This window comes from Verrucomicrobiia bacterium (assembly GCA_019634625.1).
GTDB lineage: Bacteria > Verrucomicrobiota > Verrucomicrobiia > Limisphaerales > CAIMTB01 > CAIMTB01.
Map to the genome: position 1 here is coordinate 60,927 of JAHCBA010000012.1, position 24,982 is coordinate 85,908.

The 24,982-nt window shown below is 63.4% G+C and carries 17 protein-coding genes, 3 tRNA genes and 3 rRNA genes; 16 read left to right on the forward strand and 7 right to left on the reverse strand.

Annotated features, from left to right (window positions below; translation table 11 throughout):
- The first annotated feature begins 93 nt into the window (after positions 1 to 93).
- From KF833_09390 to KF833_09420, 7 genes are all read left to right on the forward strand, one after another.
- A complete protein-coding gene (locus KF833_09390) occupies positions 94 to 504 on the forward strand; it encodes a YlbF family regulator (protein MBX3745513.1) in 411 nt (136 codons plus the stop codon).
- A 403-nt stretch (positions 505 to 907) separates the two neighbouring features.
- Positions 908 to 2,488: ribosomal RNA gene (locus KF833_09395) — 16S ribosomal RNA — on the forward strand.
- Positions 2,489 to 2,621: 133 nt separating this feature from the next.
- Positions 2,622 to 2,697, forward strand: a tRNA-Ala gene (locus KF833_09400).
- An 11-nt stretch (positions 2,698 to 2,708) separates the two neighbouring features.
- Positions 2,709 to 2,785: transfer RNA gene (locus KF833_09405), tRNA-Ile, on the forward strand.
- Between the two features lie 111 nt (positions 2,786 to 2,896).
- A 23S ribosomal RNA gene (locus KF833_09410) occupies positions 2,897 to 5,764 on the forward strand.
- Positions 5,765 to 5,852: 88 nt separating this feature from the next.
- Positions 5,853 to 5,968, forward strand: a 5S ribosomal RNA gene (rrf, locus tag KF833_09415).
- The 16S, 23S and 5S rRNA genes sit together here with 2 tRNA genes alongside, the layout of an rRNA operon.
- A gap of 124 nt (positions 5,969 to 6,092) precedes the next feature.
- Entirely contained in the window at positions 6,093 to 7,772 is a 1,680-nt protein-coding gene (locus tag KF833_09420) for an aminoglycoside phosphotransferase family protein (protein MBX3745514.1), read from the forward strand.
- Between the two features lie 10 nt (positions 7,773 to 7,782).
- On the opposite strand, the gene KF833_09425 is transcribed toward KF833_09420, so the two are convergent.
- The 3 genes from KF833_09425 to KF833_09435 all read right to left on the reverse strand — a co-directional run bounded on the left by KF833_09425 (position 7,783) and on the right by KF833_09435 (position 11,333).
- A complete protein-coding gene (locus KF833_09425) occupies positions 7,783 to 8,643 on the reverse strand; it encodes a type II secretion system protein (protein ID MBX3745515.1) in 861 nt (286 codons plus the stop codon).
- A 100-nt stretch (positions 8,644 to 8,743) separates the two neighbouring features.
- The gene (locus KF833_09430; GenBank protein MBX3745516.1) at positions 8,744 to 10,153 is read right to left on the reverse strand and encodes a hypothetical protein; all 1,410 of its coding nucleotides are present in this window, start codon (positions 10,151 to 10,153) and stop codon (positions 8,744 to 8,746) included.
- A gap of 61 nt (positions 10,154 to 10,214) precedes the next feature.
- The gene (locus KF833_09435) at positions 10,215 to 11,333 is read right to left on the reverse strand and encodes an exo-alpha-sialidase (GenBank protein MBX3745517.1); all 1,119 of its coding nucleotides are present in this window, start codon (positions 11,331 to 11,333) and stop codon (positions 10,215 to 10,217) included.
- A gap of 117 nt (positions 11,334 to 11,450) precedes the next feature.
- Between KF833_09435 and KF833_09440 the strand changes: the two genes are divergently transcribed.
- Positions 11,451 to 13,166: a beta-lactamase family protein gene (locus KF833_09440; GenBank protein ID MBX3745518.1), complete on the forward strand. Its 1,716-nt coding sequence runs from the start codon at positions 11,451 to 11,453 to the stop codon at positions 13,164 to 13,166.
- Here the strand turns inward: KF833_09440 and KF833_09445 are convergent.
- The 3 genes from KF833_09445 to KF833_09455 form a co-directional block, all read right to left on the reverse strand.
- On the reverse strand, positions 13,104 to 14,102 hold the full coding sequence (locus KF833_09445) for a HipA domain-containing protein (GenBank protein MBX3745519.1): 999 nt from the start codon (positions 14,100 to 14,102) through the stop codon (positions 13,104 to 13,106). The two genes, KF833_09440 and KF833_09445, sit on opposite strands and share 63 nt — an antisense overlap.
- Positions 14,103 to 14,146: 44 nt before the next feature.
- Positions 14,147 to 14,392, reverse strand: a complete 246-nt coding sequence (locus KF833_09450; protein ID MBX3745520.1) for a helix-turn-helix domain-containing protein — start codon at positions 14,390 to 14,392, stop codon at positions 14,147 to 14,149.
- A gap of 376 nt (positions 14,393 to 14,768) precedes the next feature.
- Positions 14,769 to 14,845 (reverse strand) — tRNA-Asp (locus KF833_09455).
- A gap of 282 nt (positions 14,846 to 15,127) precedes the next feature.
- Between KF833_09455 and KF833_09460 the strand changes: the two genes are divergently transcribed.
- The 7 genes from KF833_09460 to KF833_09490 all read left to right on the forward strand — a co-directional run bounded on the left by KF833_09460 (position 15,128) and on the right by KF833_09490 (position 23,314).
- Entirely contained in the window at positions 15,128 to 16,813 is a 1,686-nt protein-coding gene (locus KF833_09460; protein ID MBX3745521.1) for a 30S ribosomal protein S1, read from the forward strand.
- A 78-nt stretch (positions 16,814 to 16,891) separates the two neighbouring features.
- Entirely contained in the window at positions 16,892 to 17,896 is a 1,005-nt protein-coding gene (locus KF833_09465) for a hypothetical protein (GenBank protein ID MBX3745522.1), read from the forward strand.
- A gap of 120 nt (positions 17,897 to 18,016) precedes the next feature.
- Positions 18,017 to 18,412, forward strand: a complete 396-nt coding sequence (locus KF833_09470) for a BlaI/MecI/CopY family transcriptional regulator (protein ID MBX3745523.1) — start codon at positions 18,017 to 18,019, stop codon at positions 18,410 to 18,412.
- Entirely contained in the window at positions 18,409 to 20,730 is a 2,322-nt protein-coding gene (locus KF833_09475) for a hypothetical protein (protein MBX3745524.1), read from the forward strand. Before KF833_09470 ends, KF833_09475 begins: the two co-directional genes overlap by 4 nt.
- A 509-nt stretch (positions 20,731 to 21,239) precedes the next feature.
- Positions 21,240 to 21,584, forward strand: coding sequence for a Uma2 family endonuclease (locus tag KF833_09480; protein ID MBX3745525.1), 345 nt, complete (start codon positions 21,240 to 21,242; stop codon positions 21,582 to 21,584).
- 93 nt (positions 21,585 to 21,677) lie between these two features.
- Positions 21,678 to 22,616, forward strand: coding sequence for an ACP S-malonyltransferase (gene fabD, locus KF833_09485; protein ID MBX3745526.1), 939 nt, complete (start codon positions 21,678 to 21,680; stop codon positions 22,614 to 22,616).
- On the forward strand, positions 22,613 to 23,314 hold the full coding sequence (locus KF833_09490; protein MBX3745527.1) for a DNA/pantothenate metabolism flavoprotein domain protein: 702 nt from the start codon (positions 22,613 to 22,615) through the stop codon (positions 23,312 to 23,314). Before fabD ends, KF833_09490 begins: the two co-directional genes overlap by 4 nt.
- Here the strand turns inward: KF833_09490 and KF833_09495 are convergent.
- Positions 23,284 to 23,853 carry a ribonuclease H-like domain-containing protein gene (locus tag KF833_09495; GenBank protein ID MBX3745528.1) on the reverse strand — a complete coding sequence of 190 codons (570 nt, stop codon included), beginning with the start codon at positions 23,851 to 23,853 and terminating at the stop codon, positions 23,284 to 23,286. The two genes, KF833_09490 and KF833_09495, sit on opposite strands and share 31 nt — an antisense overlap.
- A gap of 82 nt (positions 23,854 to 23,935) precedes the next feature.
- Here KF833_09495 and pssA point away from each other — a divergent pair, with 82 nt between their 5' ends.
- Complete coding sequence (pssA, locus tag KF833_09500; GenBank protein MBX3745529.1) at positions 23,936 to 24,955, forward strand: CDP-diacylglycerol--serine O-phosphatidyltransferase; 1,020 nt, start codon at positions 23,936 to 23,938, stop codon at positions 24,953 to 24,955.
- Positions 24,956 to 24,982 lie beyond the last annotated feature (27 nt).

Sequence of the window (24,982 nt, forward strand, 5' to 3'; positions counted from 1 at the left end):
CCCGTATCCAGGGGGCAGCCGACGGCGGTTGCAGCGTTCCAGCGGCTATGCTCGAATCCGCCCTCCAACCAGTCCAAAGACATCGGAAAACCCATGAAAAACCTGCATCCCAACGTCCGCACCAAACTCGAAGAGCTTTGCCAATCCATCCTGGAACAACCCGACTTCGAACAGTGGCGCCTGCGCGTGGACCAGTTCCTCGTCAACGACGAGGCCCGCGCGCAGTACGTCGCGGTCAGCGAACGCGGAGAACACCTCCACCACAAACAAACGCAAGGCCTGGAATTGCCCCCCGATGAAATTGCCCAGTTCGAAGCCGAACGGGAACGCCTCCTGGCCAACCCGGTCGCCCGGGGCTTTCTCGACGCCCAGGAAGCCCTCCAGGAGGTGCGGGATGGTATTAACCAGTTCGTGGGCAAGACCTTGGAACTCGGACGACTCCCCGACGGCGAAGAACTCTCCGGCGGAGGATGCGGACAGGGATGTGGATGTCACGGCTCCTGAACGCGAAAAAACCCCTCCCGAAAGGCCTTGGAAACCTTCGGGAGGGGCCGCCAACACGAAAAAATGCAAGAATCCTAACCACATGCTGCGCAACAGCTTGCGTCTAATGGTGAACGCGACACGAAAACTTTTTTCAAAAACCCCTTGTCGGCCGGCCGACGGTCAGGCATAACGTCTCCGTCGTTGGCGCTTGTCACTCAGCAGTGAGCGGTGAGCGCGATTGAGAGAAAAAGACCGAAGGTCCTCGACGCAAGTTGGTGGATCGAAAGTTTTCGTCGTCTCGATCAGCGTTCTTTGAGAATTGGTTTGTGCGATAGCAGGCATCTTGTCGGTCCTGAGCTACGGAGCGAAGGACGACGTTAAACGTTCTTGGCCTTTGAGGCCGAAAAGAATCACTCAGACAATTACGGAGAGTTTGATTCTGGCTCAGAACGAACGCTGGCGGCGTGGATAAGACATGCAAGTCGAACGCCTGTTTCAAGGTAGCAATATTTTGGAGCAGGAGTGGCGCAAGGGTGCGTAACACGTGGGTAATTTGCCGCGAAGCTGGGGATAACTCGTTGAAAGACGAGCTAATACCGAATGTGGTTCGGAGGGGTTCGCCCTTCCCAACTAAAGCCGGGGACCTTGTGAAAGCAGGGCCTGGCACTTCGCGATAAGCCCGCGGCCTATCAGCTAGTTGGTGGGGTAAAAGCCCACCAAGGCTAAGACGGGTAGCTGGTCTGAGAGGACGACCAGCCACACTGGAACTGAGACACGGTCCAGACACCTACGGGTGGCAGCAGTCGAGAATTTTTCACAATGGGCGAAAGCCTGATGGAGCGACGCCGCGTGGGGGATGAAGGGCTTCGGCTTGTAAACCCCTGTCATTTGCGAACAAGGGCGCCAACCTAATACGTTGTCGCTTGATAGTAGCAGAAGAGGAAGGGACGGCTAACTCTGTGCCAGCAGCCGCGGTAATACAGAGGTCCCAAGCGTTGTTCGGATTCACTGGGCGTAAAGGGTGCGTAGGTGGTGGACGAAGTCGGGTGTGAAATCTCCGGGCTCAACCCGGAGACTGCGCCCGATACTGGTCCGCTAGAGGGTGGGAGGGGAGACTGGAATTCTCGGTGTAGCAGTGAAATGCGTAGATATCGAGAGGAACACCCGTGGCGAAGGCGAGTCTCTGGACCACTCCTGACACTGAGGCACGAAAGCCGGGGGAGCAAACAGGATTAGATACCCTGGTAGTCCCGGCCCTAAACGGTGCGCACTTGCTGTGGGCGGAATCGACCCCGTCCGTGGCGGAGCTAACGCGTTAAGTGCGCCGCCTGGGGAGTACGGCCGCAAGGTTAAAACTCAAAGAAATTGACGGGGGCCTGCACAAGCGGTGGAGTATGTGGCTTAATTCGATGCAACGCGAAGAACCTTACCTGGCCTTGACATGCAGGTGGTAGAAACCTGAAAGGGTGACGACTCCGCAAGGAGAGCTTGCACAGGTGCTGCATGGCTGTCGTCAGCTCGTGTCGTGAGATGTTGGGTTAAGTCCCGCAACGAGCGCAACCCCTGTGTCCTGTTGCCACTCCCGCGAGAGCGGGAAGCACTCTGGACAGACTGCCCCGTCCAAACGGGGAGGAAGGTGGGGATGACGTCAAGTCAGTATGGCCCTTACGGCCAGGGCTGCACACGTACTACAATGCCCGGTACAGAGGGAAGCAAGGCGGCAACGCGGAGCAAACCCCTAAAACCGGGCCCAGTTCAGATTGTCGGCTGCAACTCGCCGGCATGAAGCTGGAATCGCTAGTAATGGCGCATCAGCTACGGCGCCGTGAATACGTTCCCAGGCCTTGTACACACCGCCCGTCACATCATGAAAGCCGGCTGTACCCGAAGTCGCCGCGCCAACCCGCAAGCATGGAGGCAGGTGCCGAAGGTATGGCTGGTGATTGGGATGAAGTCGTAACAAGGTAGCCGTAGGGGAACCTGCGGCTGGATCACCTCCTTTCTAAGGAGATCGTTCGGATCAAACCGGACGAGGTCGGACCGGATGCAAATTCGGTGATGTCGCTATCGCACAAACCAGTTTTTAGGAACACGCCAGACCCGGAAGGGGCCGGAAGCGGCCTGGGCTGAACGGCGGGGCTGTAGCTCAGTTGGTAGAGCGGTAGCTTTGCAAGCTATAGGTCAGGAGTTCGAGTCTCCTCAGCTCCACCAGGACCTTCAGCGCGCCTGTAGCTCAGTTGGTTAGAGCACGCGCTTGATAAGCGCGGGGTCACTGGTTCAAGTCCAGTCAGGCGCACCAATTTGCCTGCGTCGATCGCGACGCCGGTGGGTTCTTTGACAACTATACATGGAATCAGCAGGGCAGTAACAGAATCGTCGAGTTCCATGGGATGGCCCATGGACCGGTTTTGATCAAGCTACTAAGAGCACAAGGTGAATGCCTTGGCGCCAGAGGGCGATGAAGGACGCAGCAAGCTGCGATAATCCACGGGAAGCCGCAAGCAGGCTCTGATCCGTGGGTCTCCGAATGGGGCAACCCGGTTCCGGTCATGCGGAATCACCGCCGGATGAATGAATAGTCCGGCGGAGCGAAACGAGGCGAAGTGAAACATCTCAGTAACCTCAGGAAAAGAAAACGAAAGTGATTCCGTAAGTAGCGGCGAGCGAAAGCGGAAAAGCCCAAACCCCGGCAACTTGTTGCCGGGGGGTTGTGGGACCCTGATGTGGCATGTCTAGCGCTAGCGTAACGGCCTGGAAAGGCCGGCCAGAGACCGTGACAGCCGGGTGCGCGAAAGCAACGGACAGCCTAAGGGTATCCCAAGTAGTGCGGTGCACGTGAAACTCCGCGCGAATCTGTCCCGACCACGGGATAAGGCTAAATACCAACTGGCGACCGATAGTGAACTAGTACCGCGAGGGAAAGGCGAAAAGAACCCCTTCTAGGGGAGTGAAATAGAACCTGCAACCCTGTGCTTACAATGTGTGGGAGCCCGAAAGGGTGACCGCCTGCCTTTTGCATAATGAGTCTGCGAGTTATTGTCGGTGGCCGCCGTAGCCCCTCAGGGGCCGTGGCAAAGCGAAAGCGAGTGCGAACAGCGCGACCCGGTCGCCGGCAATAGACCCGAAGCGGAGGTGATCTACTCATGGTCAGGTTGAAGCTGGGGTAACACCCAGTGGAGGACCGAACCCGTGGATGTTGAAAAATCCTGGGATGAGCTGTGGGTAGGAGCGAAAGACTAATCAAACCCCGTGATAGCTGGTTCTCTCCGAAATAGTTTGAGGGCTAGCGTCGGGTAAGTACTCCGGGGAGGTAGAGCACTGGATGGCTTAGGGTCCCCACCAGGATGCCAAAACCAATCAAACTCCGAATTCCCCGGATCCCAGTAACCCGGCAGTCAGACTGTGGGGGATAAGCTTCATAGTCGAGAGGACAACAGTCCAGACCGCCGACTAAGGCGCCCAAACGCCGCTAAGTGGAAAGGATGTGACGTCGCTGAGACAGTGAGGATGTTGGCTTAGAGGCAGCCATCATTTAAACAATGCGTAACAGCTGACTCATCGAGCGATGTCGCGCCGAAAATGATTGGCGATAAGCGGCGTGCCGAATTCGCGGGTCTCCTCGGGTTTCGACCCGGGGGGGCGGTAGGAGAGCGTGGCCGTTCCAGCGAAGCCGTTCTGAAAGGCGCGGTGGAGGGGCGGCCAGTGAGAATGCAGACACGAGTAGCGATAAACCGGATGAGAATTCCGGTCGCCGTAAACCCAAGGTTTCCTGGGGCAGGTTCGTCCTCCCAGGGTTAGTCGGGAGCTAAGGTGAGGCCGTAAGGCGTAACCGATGCACAGCAGGTCAACATTCCTGCACCGGCTGGGGGTAAGGTGACGGGTGACGCAGAGAGAAAAGCGCCTATGTCATTGAAAGACAGAGCCTAGGCTTCGGCCGAAGCGCAGCGCCGGACAATCTGCCAAGAAAACCCCGTCTCCATTCCCTGGCCGCCCGTACCGCAAACCGACACAGGTGGGTGGGTGTAAGTGCACCAAGGCGCGCGAGAGAAACCTCTCTAAGGAACTCGGCAAATTAGCCCCGTAACTTCGGGAGAAGGGGTGCCCACTTCGGTGGGTCTCAGTAAATTGCGCTTAGCGACTGTTTAACAAAAGCACAGCACTCTGCCAAGTCGTCAAGACGACGTATAGGGTGTGACACGTGACCAATGCGGAAAGATCAAGGCAAGCTGTCAATCCCGCGCAAGCGGGGTGAAGCGGTGAACCCAAGTCCCCGTGAATGTCGGCCGTAACTATAACGGTCCTAAGGTAGCGAAATTCCTTGTCGGGTAAGTTCCGACCTGCACGAATCGTGTAACGACTGAGCGACTGTCTCGGAGAGGATCTCGGCGAAACTGTAGTTGCGGTGAAGATGCCGCATGCCCGCAGTAGGACGGAAAGACCCTATGCACCTTCACTGTAAGCTGGTATTGTGTTCTGGTTAGTAATGCGTAGCGTAGGTGGGAGACTTTGAACCGTCGGCTTCGGTTGACGGGGAGTCGAAATGTGAAACACCACTCTTTGGTAACTAGAATTCTAACCCCGACCTGTCAGCCAGGCGGGGGACAGTGCTTGCCGGTCAGTTTGGCTGGGGCGGCTTCCTCCCAAATGGTAACGGAGGAGCGCGAAGCTTGGCTCAGCACGGTTGGCAACCGTGCGTTGAGGGTATGGCTAGAAGCCAGGTTAACTGTGAGACCAACAAGTCGAGCAGGTGCGAAAGCAGGCCCAAATGATCCGATGGTTTAATGTGGAATTGCCATCGCTCAACGGACAAAAGGTACGCTAGGGATAACAGGCTGATCGGGCCCAAGAGTTCATATCGACGGCTCGGTTTGGCACCTCGATGTCGGCTCATCGCATCCTGGGGCTGGAGAAGGTCCCAAGGGTCCGGCTGTTCGCCGGTTAAAGCGGTACGCGAGCTGGGTTCAGAACGTCGTGAGACAGTTCGGTCCTTATCCACTGTGGGCGGAGGAAACTTGAGGGGTTCATTCCTTAGTACGAGAGGACCGGGAATGACGCACTTCTGGTGTGGCAGTTGTTCCGTCAGGGGCATCGCTGCGTAGCCATGTGCGGAAGGGATAAGCGCTGAAAGCATCTAAGTGCCAAGCCCATCCCAAGATAAGGTTTCCCTGGCCGCAAGGCCCTGAAGACTCCGGGTAGACCACCCGGTTGATAGGTCAGGCGTGCAAGCGCTGTGAGGCGCTCAGCGGACTGATACTAATACGTCGTGAGGCTTGATCGTCCATTGGACGATTTTAACGGCGAGTCTGTCTGCCGGCGGTTCCATGTATAGTTGTCAGCGAATCCACACGTGGGTTCTTTGCAAGTTTTCTGGTGGCGATCAAGCTGTGGTCCGACCCGATCCCATTCCGAACTCGGCCGTCAAACGCAGTATTGCCGATGGTAGTGCATGTATAGCTTGCGCGAGAGTAGGTAGCCGCCAGTTCTTTTCCGGCGCCCGTTGACCCTTGTCAGCGGGCGCCTTTTTTTTCGGGAGAGGATTGGCGTTGCGACACGGGCCCAGGGGCTTGCGTATCCGCCGTGCCCCCTCCCGGCGGGGAGGCTGCCCCATGCGTCTCGGAATCGATTTCGACAATACCATCGTTTGCTACGACGAGCTTTTCCGGAAGCTCGCCGTGGAGGACGGGTCGATCGCAGGGGCGTCATTGACCACCAAGACGGCAATTCGCGATTCCCTCCGGAGTGCCGGCCGCGAGGCGGTTTGGACCCGGATGCAGGGTGTTGCGTACGGGCCCCGCCTGGGTGAGGCGAAGCCCTTTCCCGGGGTGCTGGGTTTCATCCGGCTCTGTATCAGGGCGGGGTGGCATGTTTTCATCATTAGCCACAAGACCCGGTTTCCTTATCTGGGGGAGCGGCATGACCTCCATGCCGCGGCGTGGGCTTGGATCGAGCGGGTCGGTCTACTGGGTGGGGCGCCGGATGGGCTGTCGGCGGCGGATGTATTCTTCGAGGGCACGAAGGAAGCGAAGTTGGAACGGATTCGATCGTGCGAATGCGACTTCTTCGTGGATGATCTTCCCGAGTTTCTGGGCGATCCGCGATTTCCGGAGGGTGTGCAGCGAATTCTCTTCGATCCGTCCGGGGAGCATGGGGCTGACATGCGGTTCTGCCGGATGAGGAACTGGGTGGAAGCGGATGAACTGGTGGGACTGACCCGGAATGGCCCGGGGCGGGAAGGGATTTGGGGCGACGGACGGGATCGGTTCCTGGTACCGCTCTTGAAGAGTGCGGGGATCGACCGGAACGCGCGATGGGAGGTTCTTACAGGCGGGGCGAATAATCGCGTGTGGCGAATAGAGGGTCCCCGGTCTAGCTGGGCTTTGAAGGAGTACTTCAGTCGGTCGGTTGGAGGGCGGGATCGGTTTGAATCCGAGCGGGCGTTCTACGAGTGGCTGCGTGTTCGTGGTATTGGGAATGCGCCGGTTCCCGTGGGTTGGGACGAGGAGAACCGGCTTGGCTTGTTCGAATGGGTGGAAGGGCGGCGGGTGGCTGTCGAGGATGTGGGTGAGGACCTGGTTCGTATGGCGATCCGGTTTGTCGCCGACGTCAACCGGGGGCGCGGGGAAGGGGGTACGGGGGAGATTCCCCATGCGGCGGAGGCCTGTTTTCGGATCTGCGAGCACGTCGCATGCATCGAGGACCGTGTACGGCGTTTGGAGAGGTTGGAGGATGGATCGGAATTGTATTGCGAGGCTGGGGCCTGGATCCGGGAGACGGTTCGCCCGGCGTGGGAGCAAACGTTGAATGTGCTGAGGGAGAATGCGGGAGGGGAGTGGGACCGGAGCTTGACGGACTGGGAGCGGTGCCTTTCGCCGTCGGATTTTGGCTTCCACAATGCGCTTCTTCGGGCGGATGGGCGGGCAACGTTCTTCGATTTCGAGTACGCGGGCTGGGATGATCCCGCCAAACTGGCGGTGGACTTCCTGTGGCAGCCCCGAGTCCGGGTGCCGCGGGTTCACTGGAACCTATGGATCCGGGGGCTTGACGAGGCGCTGGGGTGGAAAGGGGCTCTCCGGCGCCGGGCGGGATGGTTGTGGCCTGCCTACCGGGTCAAGTGGTGTTGCATCGTTATGAACGAGTTTCTTCGGAGCGGGCGCGAGCGAAGGGTGTTTTCGACAGGCGGGGAAGGTTGGGAAGATCGCCTCAGGGGGCAATTGGAGAAGGCCCGGGTGTTGATGGCGGGTTGGAGGGGCGATGACGGTTTGGGAGCGGAATCGGAAGGCGGGTGAACGTGTGGAATTACTGACGAAGGATGGTGGTGCGGTCCGCCAGCCAGACCACGTCGCGATTGTTCGCCGAGGCGACGTTGAGTTGGAGCTGATTGTTGTAGCGGACCGGCGGTTTGGTGCGGGAATCCGTCCATTTTTTGATTTCGGCGCGGCCGTCGGCGAAGGTGATTCCGGCGGCGCCGTTGTGGTAGCTGGCGGGGAAATCGATGATTCGCGCCTGCGCCGGGTTTTCGACCATCATGTTGGCGAAGCCTCCGGCATTGATGCTGTCCGGATGCTCATCGAGCAGGACGTAGAGTTGGGAAGGACCCGGAACGGCCATATCGGAGGACTTCAGGTAGGTCTTATACCGGGTCTGATTGTCGTTCATGCTGGGGGGCATGAGCCAGCCGCCCGGTCCGCCCATGGCCTGGCTCATGCCCATGCTGCGAACACGGGGGACCCGCTGTCCGCCGATGGTCACCGCGCTCATGTCGGCGGGGCATTTGTACACCTCGGCGGAGGGGACGTAGGGTGCGAACCTGGCCCGCTGCGGATCGATGAGGTCCTGCTTGTTGGTGTTGTCCCGGTTGGAGGGAGCGAAGTCGAGCCAGCCCCAGACCCAGGCGCCGGGTTCGTCGCGGCTGTTGCCGGGCGCTGTCAGGCGGTCGTTGTTGTCGTCCGGGTACATGATGTGGGCCAGCTGCAACTGCTTGAGATTGCTGAGGCATTTGATGCCCTGGGCCTTCGATTTTGCCTTGGCGAGGGCCGGGAGGAGCATGCTTGCCAGAATGGCGATGATGGCAATGACGACCAGAAGTTCGATCAGGGTGAAGCCGGGAGAGTCGGCACGGCCCATCGCAGTACGGTACGCCGGGGTGGAGGAGGACATGGGTTGGCTTTTAGAGGGAACGTGGGCGGCGCGCAATCGTGGAGTCTGGAGGGGGCGGGGGATGCATCCCGGGATCGGGGTTGGGATCACCTATCCGCGATCAGGACGGAACCGACTCGACGATGGCCTCGTGGGTGCTGAAGCCGACGACGCGGAGGCGGGTGCCTGCCGGGAGCATCTCGCCTTGAGTCACGACATCGAGGAGTTCGTCGCCGAACCGGGCTTTACCGCCGGGCCGGAGGACGGAGACGGCCACGCCTTCGGCGCCGAGGCGGGTGGCCTTGAGCTGGCCGATGTCCCGATCGGACAGGGCACCGCTGGTGCCGGCGGAGACGAGGATGTGGTAGATGGAAGTCCTGGGGAGGACGGAGCCGAGGGCCCAGATGCCGAGGCCCGACAGGACTCCGGCGATGGCGAGATTCTGGAGGGGCAGATGGAGCTGGGGGACGGTGGGGATGCGGGGCATGCCCGGGTAGAGATCGGTTGCGGCCATGACAAGGGAGATGAGCACCATGACGGCGCCGCTGATGCCGAGGGCGAGCGTTCCCGGGAACAGGAAAAGTTCGAGGGCGATCAGGACGACGCCGAGGGCAAAGACGAGGATCCATTCGAAGCCGGAGAAGCCGCCGATGTAGCCGCCCAGGAAGTAGAGCAGAAGGGCAACGACCGCGATGGATCCGGGGATGCCGAATCCCGGGGTTTTGAATTCCATGTAGATGCCGATGAGGCCCAGCGCGAGGAGGATGGGGCTGATGGCGTTGAGCCAGAAGGCGATCTGTTCGACGCCGGTGGGTTCGACGTGAAACACCGTCGCGGAGGAAAGGCCCAGGTGTTCGAGCAGATCGTCGAGGGACACCATGGTTCCCGACGAAAGCAGCGGCCTGGGGGGCTCGCCATAGGAGCGTTCCGCCTGGCGGTTGGTCAGGGTGAGAATCTGGCCCTTGGGGTTGATGACGTCGCCGTCGAGGGTGAGTTCCTTTTGCCGGTCGATCATGGCCTCGATGACTTCGACGTTGTGGCCGTTGCTCTCGGCCTTCGTACGGATGAGCGCCTTGATGCTGGACGTCATCTTGGCTTCGACCGACTCCGGGAGCTGGGCGGGGCCGCCGCCGGGGATGATCATCATGGGAGCGGCGGCACCGATGACGGACTCTTCCGCCATAAAGATCCGGCGGGTCCCAACGGCGATGAAGGCTCCGGCGGAGAAGGCCTTGCGATTCACGTAGGTGATCGTCTCCCCCGGGAATCGGGAGATGATCCCGATGATTTCCTCGGTGACGTCCACCCGGCCGCCATTGGTGTCCATGTCGATGATCAGGGTCGAGGCCCCCGCCTCCATGGCCTCCTTGACGCCGCGGCGGACGACGTAGGTGAGGGGCGGCATGATGTCCTCGCGGATGGGAATGACGTACACCCGCTGATCCGGTGCCGCGAGGGTGACGTCGTCGGCCGGTCGTGCGGTCAGGCCGAACCCCCCGAGGAGCATGCAACCCAGTGCCCAGAACTTCATGGTGGAATGATGATCGCGTGCGCGGAGGACCGCAAGGATGGCGGGGCGGATGGGAAGCCTCTCATTCCGAGGCGCCAAGGATGGCGCTCTCGGGAAAGACGGCGCGACGGATGACGGTGCGTTCGTCGCTGGTGAAGGTGACATGGATGCGTCCGTCGCGGGTCTGGATGGCGGTGGGGTAGGAAAAGGAGCCGGGTCCCTCGGCCAGGTTGCGGCGATGGGGCCAGGTGAGGCCGCCGTCCGTGGAGATGGCGGCGGTCAGGGGCGTGCGCTGGTGGTGGCTGTCGTTGTAGAGGAAGAGCAGGTGGCCGTTGCGCAGACGGATCAGTTCGACCGAGGCATTGGGGTTGGGGAACTCCGTCTCGACGCCTGGGGACCAGGTGCGGCCGCCGTCGCTGGATTCGGTGCGGACAACGTTTCCGTCGTCGCCCGGCAGATAGTCACCGCCGCGCCGGCACAGGGCGAAGAGGCGGCCGGGTGCGAGTTCGACGACGGCGGCCTGGAGATTGCCCATGCGGGAGAAGACGCGGTTGGACTCGGTCCAGGCGCGGGTGGCGGGATCGAAGCGGAGGAAGAGCGAGCTGGTGTCGGGGTCGGTGCGGTCGGGATCGCTGCCGGTCTCGTGGTAGATCGGGAGCAGGTAGGCGCCATCGGCGAGGACGATGGGGTGGGATCGGACCATCATGCCCGCCTCCCAGGCGACGATGAAGGTGTCGCTCCAGGACTCGCCGCGGTCGCGGGAGATTTTGGCGCCGATGCGGGAAGTGCTCCAGGTGGCGCCGGGGCGGACGACAAAGAAGAGCCAGACGGTTTGGTCGGGGGCCTGCCAGACCACGGGATTGCCCATGGAATAGAAGGGATTGCTGGCGATGACGACGGGTTCGGACCAGGAGCGCGATCCGCGGGGGAGCTTCATGCCGAAGACCTTGCTCTCTCTGGAGTATTCCCCGTCGCCTCCGTAGTACGCGAGCAGCAGATCGCCGTTGTCGAGTTCGGTAAAGCTGGACGGATGTTTGTACGGGCCGGTGGGCGTTTCCGGGCCGACGACCTTCTCGATGGCGATCGGGGCAAGGACCGGGGCCCCGACGGCCGCGGCCTCCGCAAGCGCGATCGCCAGGGCGAGGAGGGCGGCGCGCCCTGGGGCCAGCAGGAGCAGAGGCTGGTGGACGGAGCATCGCATGGGCGGACGGGTTGTAGCGCGAGTGTCGCGGGCGGACGACAGAAAAGCGCGTAAGGATGCGGGGACGGGATCGAAGGGCTCGCCGGGGCGACGTGGGTGGCCGTAGGCTGGACGGCCATGAGGCTTGGTCAAGCGGGTATCGGGAGCGGCGTGATGGTGGCAGCGGCCCTTTCCCTGGCAGGCATGGGCGCGGGAGGGGAGACGGCGCAGGGTTGGGAATGGACCGATGCGCTGCGGGCGCAGGTGGAGGCGGCGATGGAGCGCTGGGACCGTCCCGGATCTCCGGGAGTGGCGTTGGTATTGGTGGGCGAGGGACGGGTGTTGCTCGAGCGCCATTGGGGGATGGCCAACCTGGAGCACCGCGTTCGGATCGGGAGCGGGACGGTGTTCGATTCCGCTTCGGTGGCCAAGCAATTCATGGGAGCGGCCATGGCAATCCTGGTGCGGGAAGGCAGGGTGGGATTGGAGGACGATGTCAGGCGATACCTGCCGGAGATGCCGGACTTCGGGGAGACGATCACCCTCGGGCATCTGTTGCACCACACGGGCGGGTTGAGGGATTGGCCGGGGATGTTTCGGCTTGGGGGAATGGACCTGCGTGAGCCCATCGACCTGGAGATGATTCTGGAGATGGCGGGACGGGCCCGGGATTTGAACTTCCCACCGGGCGAGCGGTACCTCTATTCGAACACCGGGTACAACCTGCTGGCGCAAGTCCTGGAACGGGTCACCGGACATTCCCTCAGGGCATGGACCGACGAGCGGTTGTTTCGTCCACTGGGCATGGTGTCCACCCACTTCGGGGAGGACCCGGCCGAGACGATTCCGAACCGGGCGGAGGGGTACGGGCCGGCAGGGGAAGGGCGTTTTCGGCGGGTGATGGGGCCGTTGGCGGCACGGGGATCCAGTTCGCTGCACACCACCATCGCGGACTTGGGCCGTTGGCTGGTGGAAATGGAGACAGGTTCGGTGTTGGGGCGGGGCACGATCGAGTTGATGGAGCAGCCGGGGCGAACCCGGAGCGGTGGCCGGGTGGAGTATGGGTATGGGGTGGCACTCGACCGGCATCGGGGGAGGCAGGTGGTGGTCCACACGGGGAGTTGGGCGGGCTATCGCAGCATCACCTGGCGCGTGCCCGAACACCGGTTCGCCCTGGGCATTCTGGCCAATGTGACGACGGTCGATACGACCTCACTGGCACGGCGGTTGACGGACTTGATCCTGGGAATGGACGGGACGGCCTCCGAAGGGCGCATCGACGCGCCGGATCGGGAGGGGACGGGGGAAATCGATGGGGCGGCGTGGACGGATTACGAGGGAACCTATCGATTGGGGCCGGGCTGGTTGTTGACGATTCGTCGGGAGGGCGGGCGGTTGGTGACCCAGGCGACCCGGGAGGCGTCGGCGGCGATGACCCCGATGGGCTCCGGCACTTTCCATGTGGAGGCGTATCGGCAGGGCATGGAGTTTGTGAGGGACGAGGAATCGGGGCTGGTAACCCATCTGCGGTACCGGGGGATTCGCGCCCCGAAGCTCGAGGGTGCGGAGACCGAGGCCCCGCGGCTCCAGGTTCTCGCGGGCGAGTATTGGAGTGAGGAACTGCGGGCGATGCACCGGGTGGAACTGCACGACGGCGCACTGCGTTGCTGGCAGGGGCCCTACCGGGCCACCCGCCTGCGGCCGGTGGCGAAGGACCACTTCGAGACCGGGAACGGGATGTCCATCGAGTTTCGGCGCCATGGCAACGGGCACCCGGTGGAAATGCGGTACTCAGCGGGACGGGTGTTGGATGTCCGCTTCGTCCGGGGAGATTACCCAGGGGAATCCCGATAGTGGAGCCACAGGCAGGCCCATGTTCTTGGCATGACCATCGATGGCAGCCAGAAGCCAGAAGACCAACTGGGTTCGCAAAAAATCCTCCCGGTCTGCGATGGGTTGATTTGATCCACGCAGCAATTCCATGATCGGGAGGATTCCTGGGCCTCCGTCACTTTCGTACTTGCAGGCTGGCGGCGTGGCGGTCGCCTGGCACAAGTCCTCTTGAGGCAACCGCATCCACCAGGACCGGTCCTGGGCGGGACGACGGTCGAACCGTTCGATGACCAGTACCCTGTACTCCCCGAACCGTTCCATCCGGGAGTCCGCCACCGGGATGCCGAAGGCCGACAGTATCCGCCCGCACAACCACTCGTTTTCGACTGAGGTCGACAAATTGATTCCCATCGGGGCTGGTCCGATGGGCAGCTTCAGGATGTGTGTGGTGGGCGTCGCGCCGGTCGGTCGGTGCCACGCGCCGTCATGCCAGAGCAACGCCGTCTTCTCCTGAGCCCCGGCCAGTGAAATGCGAAACTCGTCATCCTGCCCGGGCGCGGCGCTGGCCTGGCCCAAACATCTGGAAAGTTCGTCAGCCACCTGCTTTCGGGAGAGCCGTTGTCCGTGGATGGATCGGATGCCGGCCGGTTCAGCCTCTTCGGGGAGAAGCTGCAACGCGCCCACGCAGTCCCGCCCGATTTCCGCCAGGAGATCAAATGCCCTTGCAGAACGGGTTCGGTATCGGTGCTGGATGCGTTCCCGGATGGATCGATTGTCCGGAAGCAGGTTATCGAAGAAGGCCTCGACCCCCTTCCTGTAGGGTTCCCGCGAAACGCGCAGCGGCATGGACAGTGAAATCGGTCGAGCATGCTCCGATTGACGCCAGGAATCCTCATAGATGAATGGGTGGCCGTTCTGACCCCCTGCATGCCAAAGGCCGACCTTCTCACCGTTCATCCAAACGGAGAGCACGCGACGAATCTTCGGGCGGGGCATCGTCGTTACCAATCGGTCTTGGACCCGCTCATCCCACGGGGTCGAACGACAAGTTCCAGGTCGAGTGCGGAGAGGACCGCAAAAATGCGAGACAGGCTCGCGGGCCCAGGGTCCGCCTCAATGCTCGAGATGGAGGGTTGCCGGAGCCCGGCCCGTTCGCCGACGGCGGCCTGGGTCAATCCATGCTCTCGTCGATGGCCTCGCAGAAGTGCCCCAAGCTGTTGAGGTGTTCGAGCGGCGTCCTGGTGCATAAAGGCTAAACAATGGAAGGCATATATCTATTTAACAGAATATCCTCGGGATTTGGCGCGTCCCCAAAGCCGACCCTTTTTCATCTATCCCCTAAATCAGATAAAGCGACTTTATTTCATAAATTGGATAATCGGGATCGTCCCGACGTTCCTGCGATGCCACCTGCTCCTCGCGGCCATAGGCGAGCGCAAGGTGCGCCAGCACGTGCATGAGCGTGTGGCATGGAGCTTCTGAACGAGGGCGCTCCGTAGCGCCGCAGCTTCCCAGGAACTCCAGCCGTCCTGCGAACCACCGGGAGAACGTGCTCGCAAATCCGTCCGTAATTGCCACCCACCGAGGAATAGAAAACGCGACCTGAGGACCGGCAGCGGGGAATGGCGGGAGTGGCGGGGCTCGAACCCGTAACCTCTGCCGTGACAGGGCAGCGCTCTAACCAATTGAGCTACACCCCCGCAACCGAAGGGGACGCGATTATGGGAATCGGGGGCGGCGCGTCAACGGGGTTTTCCAAAAAATGCGCCTTGCCACCGGACGCCCGGTCGATAGCCTGCACGACCCGCCCGGGCCTCGCGTGCGCGAACGCCCACTCAGGGCTGAGAAACAACAGTCAACCCACAACCTAACCGTCAACCTCCGTTGCCTCCGCAACGTGCGGTTCTTCGTTTAGGCAATGGAGTCTTCGCCGGGCCCCGCGCCCGACAGGCCTCCGCTCAAGTCAGAAGGCACCCGTCCGCATGCTCACCATGGAAGAGGCCCTGCGGCACAGCGACCTCCGCTTTGCCGCCGGCCAGATCGTCAAGGGTATCGTCATCGAGGTTCGTCCCCGGGAAGTTCTCGTCGATATCGGTTACAAGAGTGAAGGCGTCATCTCCGCCTCGGAATTCGAGGACATCTCGGCCGTCAAGGTCGGCGACGAGGTTCCCATCTACATCGAGAAACTGGAGGACCGCGACGGCATGGTCGTCGTCTCCAAGGAGCGCGCGGAGTTCAAGCAGAACTGGGAGAAGATTCTCAGCGTCTCCACCGAGGGCGGCACCATCCACGGCAAGGTGAAGGCGGTGGTCAAGGGCGGACTCCTCGTGAACGTCGGCGTCGAGGCCTTTCTCCCGGCCTCGCAGGTGGACATCATCCCCCCCAAGAATCTCCAGTCCTACGTCGGCAACAGCTACGAGTTCAAGATCGTCAAGATCAACCAGGACCGCCAGAACATCGTCCTTTCCCGGCGCGAACTCATCGAGGCCGAACGGGCCGAACGCCGCTCCCGGTTGCTCGAGGAGATGACCCCCGGCGACATCCGCAAGGGCACGGTCAAGAACATCACCGACTTCGGCGCGTTCATCGACCTCAACGGCCTCGACGGCCTCCTCCACATCACCGACATGTCCTGGGGCCGCATCGGCCATCCCTCGGAAATCCTCCGCGTGGGCCAGGAAATCGACGTGGTCGTCCTCGACGTCAACAAGGAGAAGGAGCGCGTCAGCCTCGGCCTCAAGCAGAAACTCCAGAATCCCTGGGAGAACATCGAGCAGAAGTACCAGGTGGGTCAGAAGGTCTCCGGCAAGGTCGTCAACCTCGTCCCCTACGGCGCCTTCGTCGAACTCGAACCCGGTGTCGAGGGCCTCGTGCACGTCACCGAACTCTCCTGGACCAAGCGCATCGCCAAGCCTTCCGACGTCCTCAAGCAGGGCCAGGAAATCGAGGCCGCCGTCCTCGGGATCAATCGCGACGAACAGAAGATCAGCCTCGGCATCCGCCAGCTCGATGCCAACCCCTGGGATGCCACCGGCGAGAAGTATCCCCCCGGCACCAAGGTCAAGGGCAAGGTCCGCAACCTCACCAGCTACGGCGCCTTCATCGAACTCGAGGAGGGCATCGACGGCATGGTGCACGTCTCGGACATCTCCTGGACGCGCAAGATCAATCACCCCTCGGAAGTCCTCAAGAAGGGCGACGATGTCGAGGCCGTGGTCCTCGAGGTCGATCGGCCCAACCAGCGCATTGCCCTCGGCGTCAAGCAGCTGGCGGTCGATCCCTGGGAACAGATCGAACAGCTCTACAAGGTCGGCGACCTGGTCACCGGCAAGGTCACCAAGCTCGCCAGCTTCGGCGCATTCATCGGCCTCCAGAACGAAATCGATGGCCTGGTTCATATCTCCCAGGTCACCGAGGACCGCATCGAGAAGATCAAGAACGTCCTCACCGTCGGCCAGGAGGTCACCGCCCGCGTGGTCAAGATCGACCGTGCGGAACGCCGGATCGGCCTGTCCATCAAGGCCGCCAATTACACGCCCGAACAGCTCAAGGAAGAGCAGAAACTCCTCGACGCCCTCAAGCCCGGCGAGGACCTGGTCGCCCTCGCCTCCGCCTTCGACGCCGCCGACGAGGCCCGCGCCGCCCGCGAATCCAAGGACGACGAATAGCCGCCGCGTCACGCTTCCCTGTCACGGGCGGGTCCACTCCAGGACCCGCCCTTTTTCATTTCCAGCCCTCCGCCCGTCATGACCCACGCTCCGCATCCCCTCACGGCCGCCCTTCTCGATCCCCAGGCGGAAGGCGCCCTTGTCCATGCCGGGCACGATGCCACGCCGGAGATTTCCGCGACCTACTCGTCCCTCCCCGCCGACCGCATGTCATGGTGTCGCGGGTTTCTCGGGATCCCGCCGCTGACCCTCGATCTTGATCTGCCGCGGGAAACGTTCGTCGCCTCCTTTCAGTCCAAACTGGAAACCTGGCTGCACCAGACGTCCCGCCGTCCTTCCGGCTCGGGACCTCAGGGAGGCAAAGGGAACACGGACCCAACTCCGACTTCCGTATGGCCACGCCTGGTGGAACTCGAAACACGTTTCGTCTCCATCTGTCTCGAAGCCCTCGATCGATGGAGTCGCGAAGACGGGGCGCTGGTTTTGTGGGACATCGACGAAACCCTTGTTGGTTCAGGGGCCCGCGTTCGGTTCCTACGCCCCTCGTCCGAAGCCGTCCTGCGCCACGCCATACGGCACTATCCGCACCTGCGTCACGGCGTTCTTTCGTCCCTGGCCCCGAAATGGATTCCCGCCGCGGCCGCTCTGATCGCCACCGTTCTCGATCTTCCAGGACCTTTCGGGGACCCCGAATTCCGTTTCTCGTTCCGCCCGGCACTCGACCGGTTCGATCCTCACCCGTGGCCCGTTCTGCGCCAGGCCCTCCGTGAAGCCGGCCTGCCCGACTGCAGCCCCGGGACCTTTCCGGGCGACTGGCCGTTCTACGTCACCGAATTCAGCCGGGTCATCGCGTTGCATTTTCTCCGGCGTCGCGGCTGGAACGTGAAGGTCATCGACAACGACCTGAACGCCTGTTTCGACCCCGACAATTCCCAGGAGAACCAGATCGGTGAAGCGGCCCGGCACTGGTTGCGGGAGATGCTTGGGGACACCTGCGCCACCGGCCCGCACTGGTGGCCCCAGGACACCGAGGAATGGATCATCGGAAAGATCCGGGAGTTCGGGCTGCCGGATCCCCAATGACCCATACGTCCCGGCGAGGGGAGGCCTGGGCGGGTTCCCAGGAACCGGGTTGCGCCCCCGGGGATCCGGGTCGCAGCCACCACTTGACATGACAACTACCAGGGTCGTACTACTGGGGTAGTGAACTTGCCCGAACGTCCCCATCTCCGTGTCGGAGACCTTCAACTGCGGATTCTCCAGGTTCTCTGGGACGCCGATGAATCCTCCGTCGCCACCGTCCACAAGGCCCTCCAGCCCGAACGCGATCTCGCCTACACCACCATCGCCACGATGCTCCGCAAGATGGAGGACCGGGGCCTGGTCGGGCATCGTGAAGAAGGGCGCACCTTCCTCTACCGCGCCCGGGTCGCCGCCGACCAGGTCGGCCGGAGCATGACGGATCACGTGGTCGAGAGCCTCTTCCAGGGCAGCCTGGCCGGCGCCGTGAACCACCTCCTCCAGACGCGCGAGGTGACCCGTGAGGATCTCAATGAACTCGAACGCCTGATCCGTGCCGCCAAGAGGAGGATCTCATGAGTCCGGATCTCGAATTCTGGGTCCACCTTGCCGCGCTGCTGACCGCGGAGACCGCCGTGCTCGCCGCACTGGCAGCCCTGATCGCCCGGACCCTCCGACATCCGCACCCTCGACGCCGGCTCTGGCAGGCGGCCCTGTTGTCGATCGCCTTCGTCTGGCTGGGCGAACTGATGGGTGGCCGCGACGCCATCGCGGGATGGCAACGCCCTGCCAGGAGCGAGCGTCAGGCGGTGGTGCGACTCCTCGATGCCGATGAGGCCCGCCCCCTGGCCGTCGAACGCCCGTCGGAAGGCGAAGGTCCTGCCACGCCGGCCCGCGGCACGTGGTGGCCCGGCTGGCTCTGGCTGAGCGGGACGGTTCTGCTGATGGGTCGTGGCGTCGTTGCACAGGCCCTGCTCGTCCACCGCGCAAGGCGGGCTCTGCCGGCCGATCCGGACACCCGCAACACGGCCCAGCGTCTGGCCGCAGCCATGGGCCTGCCTGGGGTGACGGTGCAATTCTGGCCGGGACTTCGAGGGCCGATCGCCTTCGGATCCCTGCGACCGTCCATCGCCCTGCCATCCGGGTTTCGAAGACGCTTCGATGCCACCCAGCGCGAGGCCATCCTCGCCCATGAACTCACCCACCTCGCCGCGCGCGATCCGCTGTGGCTGACCGCGGCCAATATCATTGCGGCTCTCGCCTGGTGGCATCCCGCCGTGTGGTGGGTGCGCCGCCGCCTGCAAGCCGAGATGGAAGCCGCCGCCGACACGGGCAGCGCCATGGTTCCCGGCGGGCGCCCCGCCCTGGCAGAATCCCTGGTCCTGCTCGGACGGGAACTCGCCGCACCGACGGCCGGCCGCGGTCTGGGCATGGCCGGGGCCGGTCCCAGGTCCGCCCTGGCCCGTCGCGTCAACGACCTGCTCAACGGGCGGGAAGGATGGCGCCGTCCGTCCCGCACGGAATCCGCGCTTGCCACCAGCCTGGCCCTGCTCGCGTCGGGGATCGTGCTGGTCGTGCCGGGCGTCGGAACGGGTGCGGAGCCTCTTGGCACACTGTTGTTCGCCCGGAACACGGTCGGAAACCGCGAAGTCTCTTCGTCGCCCGCGGCCCCGGCATTCTCCCCCGCTGACCCATCCATACCGGATGCGGTGGAAGGATCGGAACCCCGTGACGGCACAATCCTCCCTCGACCTGAGGCCGATCCTCTCACGGCCTCCGCGCCTCCGGTGGAACTGGTGACACGGACTTACCGGCTGGATCCCGAGCAATTGAGAACTCGCTTGCTGCCCCAGCCTTGGCCGGACGGGAATCCCGAGATCGACGGGGCTGGGATCCGCAATGCCCTGGAAGCTTTGGGTCTCTCCTTCGAACCGCCCCGGTCGGTGTTCTACGGGGGCCGCCCGGGCGAAGCGATGCGCCTGATGATCCGGACTACACCGGAAGAGATCGCCCGTGTTGACGACATGCTGAACCGTGTCGGGTTGAAGGAAAGGCGCGTTCAGTCCGGGGTGCCCGAGTTCGCCGCCGCCGCCACAGACACCGCCCCGGGACCAAGTTCCCCCACTACCGCCCCCGAGCCAACCGTCACCCTCACGGTCCACGTCATCGACATCCCGGAGGAACATGAGAAGGGCCTAGGCCTGGACTGGCTGTTCCGTGACGCCGGGGACCCTGCGGAATCGCCCCGCGTCTCGCCGCCCTCGGGCCAGCAACCCGGCGCCGCCTCGCCCCACGTGGACAATATCCGGATCGAGCAGGGCCGCGTGCAGGACCGCCCGACGCTCCTCACCCGGGACCAGGCCCTCGCCTTGCTGGACCGGCTGCGGAACCGGAAGGGCGTCGAGATCCTGGCCACGCCGCGCGTCACCAGCATGAGCGGGCGCGCCGCCCGGGTCAGTGTTCAGGAAGTCCGTTCCATCGTGACCGGCGTCGAGGCGAACGACGGCACCGGCACACTGCCGGCTGGTGTCAACTACGTCACCGAACCCCTTCCCTTCGGACCCGAAATCGATCTGTATCCGGAGCTTCAGGGCGACACCTGGCACCTCTCGGTGACGGCGCGACTGACGGAATTCGTCGGCTACGACGATCCGGGCCCGATGCAGATCGAGGTGCAGGCTCCCGGCGCCCGGGAACCCATCAAGGCCCAGACTCCTCTCCCTCGCCTCCGCCTTCGGGAGGCGGTGGGCGAGGCCCGCATGGGGGATGGCGCCTTCCTGCTGCTGCGCGGTCCCGTCGCCGAACGGGTGGAACGGGTCCGGGGCACCTGGTTCCGCGCCGCCCGAACCGAAACCCATCGCCACCGGCTCTACATCCTCACCGAACTTCGCCAATGATGGTAGGAAGTCCCGCGGCACGCTGGAGTCCATGCGGCTCGGGCGCATCTCAGGCTCTTGGAATCTGCCCAAGCCACCCCTCGTTGGGACTCGTACTCAGCCCGAAGGGCGGTACTCGTCCTCGACCCCGCAGGCGCACCTCTCTTGAGCGTCGCCTGAGGGCTGGCCCGGTGGGTTTGGTATTTTTCTAAGCTCCAATGCAGCCAGGGAACTGGGGAGGGAGATTAAGATTAAGATTAAGATTAAGATTAAGATTAAGATTAAGATTAAGATTAAGATTAAGATTAAGATTAAGATTAAGATTAAGATTAAGATTAGGATCACGATCACGATCACGAGTCCTCATCCCAACGCTCCACACCGTTGCGGCCTCGTGGAACTCGGCCCTCCGAGGCGATGCTTCGCGAAGTTCGTGCCTCGACCCACAACTCGGGGATGTACGGGGGGGAAGGAACTCCGGCCACGAACCCGTTGACCGTCCTCCTGGCGGTGTCTAGCCTGATGCCAGCATGCCGGGGATCCTGGAACTGCCAGAAGTCCGCCAGCGCGTCTCGCCCCTGACCGTGGACGAGTACCACCGGCTTGACGAACACAACGAGCGCGGCCGCAGAACCGAGCTGATCCGGGGCATTGTGATCGAGAAGATGTCCAGGTCGCCCCTGCACGCCGCCCTCTACGCGGAGGCGGGTGTGAACGAGTACTGGATCGTCCTGGGTGCCACGCGCCAGATTGAGGTGTACCGCAGGCCCGAAGGCGGCAGCTACCGTGAGCGGGCGATCTTCGACGTGGATGCCCTTCTGGAAAGCGCCGTTGTTCCCGACGTCCGCCTTCGCGTGGCCGAGCTGTTTGCGTGAGTTCCCGTTCTTCCCATCGCCACGCCGGCCGGCCCCAGTCTCACCCGTCGCACTTGGCCCGGGTGCGGTCGGTGTGGTTGGATGCGCGCGTCGATGATCAAGACCGCATTGATGTTTGCCGGGCAGGGGGCGCAGTCGGTGGGTATGGGGCGCGATCTGGCGGAGGCGTTTCCCTCGGCCCGTGCCTGGTTCGAGCGGGCGAATGAGGCGCTGGGGTATGACCTGACGCGGGTTTGCTTCGAGGGTCCGGATGCGGATCTGACCCGGACGGAGAACGCCCAGCCGGGGATTTACCTGGTGGGCTGGGTGGCGTGGTCGCTTCTTCAGGAACGTCTGCCGGACCTGGGGTTCGAGGCGGCCGCCGGTTTGTCCCTGGGTGAATTCACGGCGCTCTCCGCCGCGGGAGTGCTGGGGTTCGAGGACGGTCTGCGCGTCACTCGTGCGCGGGGACGGTTCATGCAGGACGCCTGCGAGGCGACCCGCGGCGGCATGGCGGCGATTCTCAATCTGGACGAGGCGGTGACACGGGAGATCTGCGAAGCCACCGGGGTGGAACTGGCCAATCTGAATTGTCCCGGACAGCTGGTGATTTCCGGGCCGGAGGCGGGTCTGGCGGCCGCCTGCGACCAGGCCCGGGCGCGGGGTGCCAGGCGTGCGGTGCCGCTGCCGGTGGCCGGGGCCTACCATTCGCGCCTGATGGCCGGGGCGCAGCCGCGGCTCGCGGGCGAGCTTGCAGGCCTTGAACTCCAACCTTCCAGCGTGCCGGTCGTGTCGAATGTCACCGCCCGGCCCCACGGCGATCCCCAGTCGATCCGCGACGTGCTGGTCCGGCAGGTGTGCGCGCCGGTCCGATGGGAGGAATCGATCCGCTGGCTGGGGGATCAAGGCTTCACCCGCTTCATCGAATTGGGGCCGGGCAAGGCCTTGTCCGGCTTCCTCAAACGGATTCTTCCCGAGGCGGAATGTCTGCGGGTGTCCGATGTGCCCAGCCTCGAGGCCACGGTTGCCGCCTGTTCCGCCCCGGCCTCATGAATGTCCTGGTGACCGGCGGCCCGGCCTGGGAGCCGATTGACGGGATGCGGCGCCTGACCAACGCCTCGACGGGAGCCTTGGGGGCCCGGCTGGCCGGGGCGCTGGCCGCGGCGGGACACCGCGTGACCTTCCTGCGGGGCGAGCTGGCCAGTGCCGTTGTGCCGGTCGTGCCGGTCGGAATGCTGGAAACCCTTCCCTTCGGCACCAATGACGACCTGTCCCGGAGGCTGGAGGAATGGCCGGACCGCGGCGCCATCGGGGCGGTGTTCCATGCGGCGGCGCTCTGTGACTTCCGGGTGGCCGCCGCGCGGCTGGCAGACGGGACGGACTGTGCGGCAGCCAAGATCCCGACCCGCTCGGGGCGGGTGATTCTCGAATTGGAGCCGGCGACGAAGGTGCTCGCCCGGCTGCGGGCCTGGTTTCCCGGGGCGCGACTGGTGGGGTGGAAATACGAACTCAACGGGACGCGCACCGACGCCCTGGCCGCCGCGTGGCGGCAGTTGGAAGAGGCACGCACCGACGCCTGTGTTCTCAACGGCCGCGCCTGGGGCGGGGGATTCGCGCTGTGCGAACCACCCGACCGGGTGGTCCCTTTTGGGGATGGCGCGGCGCTGGCCGCCGGACTGGTTCGCTGGCTCGAGACCGGACCGTTCCCCGGGGCGCGGGATCACCAGGAAACCGGGACTGGCAGCACCTGACCGTGTCGCTGGGTGTAGAACACCTGACGCCGGTCGCGTCCGAACTCGTGGACCAGGCGGGTGATCTTCACGTCGTAGCAGCAGTATTCGGCGATATCGAGGAGGCGCCCTTCACGGAACCACCGGAGGGCCTGAAGCCCGTCGGCGGTCTTCTCCGCCCCCAGGGTGGCCGAGGCGACCGAATCCAGGGTGAGCCGGTGGTTGAGGATCTTCTGCAGTTCGACCAGCAGATCGAGGGTCGGAACCTGGGTCAGGTCCAGGACGGTGTAGCCGTGGAGCACCTCGTAGTCGAACCGCAACTGGTTGAAGCCGACGACGAGGTCCGCCCGGCGCAGTTCCTCGATCAGGGCATTGACCTGGGCTTCGGGGTAGATGCGATACCCGCCCCGGGCGGTGCTGTAGGTCACCCCGAGGCTCATGCGCATGTCGCGGATGCGGTGCCAGCCTCCCACCTCCTCGGCGGATTTCTGGGTCTCGAGATCGAAATAGACGATGTTCTTCACGCGACGGCGGCTCCGATGTTCGGGACCCGGGGCCATCGGGACAAACCGAAACTGACGGGGAGGGATTGGCAGCAGCGGGCCGAGCGCCTAGCCTCGCGGCGCCGGTGCATCCCCGCCCATGGAGCGATCCGATCCAGCGACACCGCCTCCCGACGACAACAGCCGGCTCAAGATCTATCTCCTGCCGAACCTGATGACGGCGGGGAACCTGTTCTGCGGGTTCCTGGCGCTGACCCGCATTGTGGAGGCGGATCCGTTCGTCCCGGGGTTCGCGACGGTGATCCGGGAGGCGCTGTTCTTCATCCTGCTCGCCTGCATCTTCGACATGCTGGACGGGCGGGTGGCGCGGATGGGCGGGCTGGAGAGTCCGTTCGGACGGGAGTTCGATTCCCTGGCGGACGTGGTGTCCTTCGGTGTGGCGCCGGCGTTCCTGGTGCACCGGATCGTGTTGGCGGATGTGTTCGAGAACCACCAGGAGATCGGCTGGCTGATCGCCTCGATCTATCTCTTGTGCGGCGCCTTCCGGCTGGCCCGCTTCAATGTGCTGGCGCACTACAACGAGGGCGGGGCGACCCGCGAGTTCATCGGATTCCCCATTCCGGCGGCGGCCGGAGTGGTGGCGTCGCTCACCCTCTTCATTCTGTGGTGGTCCGAGAAGGACTTCGCCCGCGGCTGGTGGCGGTACCTGCTGCCCATCATCCTGGTCTTCCTCTCCGTCATGATGGTCAGCCAGGTCCGCTATCCGGCGTTCAAGAACCTCAACTGGCGCACCAGCACCCCCTTCACCAAGGCGGTCATCATCCTCGCCCTGGTCGGCGTTTTCCTGATCCTCTGGCAGAAGATTCTCCCGGTGGTGCTGCCTCTCGTCTTCACTTCGTATCTCGTGTACGGCTTCGTGCGGCCCCACATCTCGCGGCGCATGCGCCGCGAGATCGAGTACGAGGATGCGGAGGACGAGGACGATGAGGAGGAGGCGCAACCCGAAGCGACGCTCTCGGATTCCAATCCCGACAACGCGGACGGGGATGCCCATGGTTCCGATGTGGATGCCGAAACCCCGGCCCCCAGGAAGCCGGAGGAACCCGGCACCTCTGGCTCGTCCGACTCTTCCGACTCGTCCGGCAAGCCCGGTGTCTAGGCGACGCGGTCCCCGTTCCAGCCCGCC

What these genes read in the sequence shown, in the direction of transcription:
- KF833_09390 (MBX3745513.1), top strand. Translation starts at nt 94, where the DNA reads ATGAAAAACCTGCATCCCAACGTCCGCACCAAACTCGAAGAGCTTTGC.
- KF833_09420 (MBX3745514.1), top strand. Translation starts at nt 6,093, where the DNA reads ATGCGTCTCGGAATCGATTTCGACAATACCATCGTTTGCTACGACGAG.
- KF833_09425 (MBX3745515.1), bottom strand. Translation starts at nt 8,643, where the DNA reads ATGTCCTCCTCCACCCCGGCGTACCGTACTGCGATGGGCCGTGCCGAC.
- KF833_09430 (MBX3745516.1), bottom strand. Translation starts at nt 10,153, where the DNA reads ATGAAGTTCTGGGCACTGGGTTGCATGCTCCTCGGGGGGTTCGGCCTG.
- KF833_09435 (MBX3745517.1), bottom strand. Translation starts at nt 11,333, where the DNA reads ATGCGATGCTCCGTCCACCAGCCTCTGCTCCTGCTGGCCCCAGGGCGC.
- KF833_09440 (MBX3745518.1), top strand. Translation starts at nt 11,451, where the DNA reads ATGAGGCTTGGTCAAGCGGGTATCGGGAGCGGCGTGATGGTGGCAGCG.
- KF833_09445 (MBX3745519.1), bottom strand. Translation starts at nt 14,102, where the DNA reads ATGAACGGTGAGAAGGTCGGCCTTTGGCATGCAGGGGGTCAGAACGGC.
- KF833_09450 (MBX3745520.1), bottom strand. Translation starts at nt 14,392, where the DNA reads ATGCACCAGGACGCCGCTCGAACACCTCAACAGCTTGGGGCACTTCTG.
- KF833_09460 (MBX3745521.1), top strand. Translation starts at nt 15,128, where the DNA reads ATGCTCACCATGGAAGAGGCCCTGCGGCACAGCGACCTCCGCTTTGCC.
- KF833_09465 (MBX3745522.1), top strand. Translation starts at nt 16,892, where the DNA reads ATGACCCACGCTCCGCATCCCCTCACGGCCGCCCTTCTCGATCCCCAG.
- KF833_09475 (MBX3745524.1), top strand. Translation starts at nt 18,409, where the DNA reads ATGAGTCCGGATCTCGAATTCTGGGTCCACCTTGCCGCGCTGCTGACC.
- KF833_09480 (MBX3745525.1), top strand. Translation starts at nt 21,240, where the DNA reads ATGCCGGGGATCCTGGAACTGCCAGAAGTCCGCCAGCGCGTCTCGCCC.
- fabD (MBX3745526.1), top strand. Translation starts at nt 21,678, where the DNA reads ATGATCAAGACCGCATTGATGTTTGCCGGGCAGGGGGCGCAGTCGGTG.
- KF833_09490 (MBX3745527.1), top strand. Translation starts at nt 22,613, where the DNA reads ATGAATGTCCTGGTGACCGGCGGCCCGGCCTGGGAGCCGATTGACGGG.
- KF833_09495 (MBX3745528.1), bottom strand. Translation starts at nt 23,853, where the DNA reads ATGGCCCCGGGTCCCGAACATCGGAGCCGCCGTCGCGTGAAGAACATC.
- pssA (MBX3745529.1), top strand. Translation starts at nt 23,936, where the DNA reads ATGGAGCGATCCGATCCAGCGACACCGCCTCCCGACGACAACAGCCGG.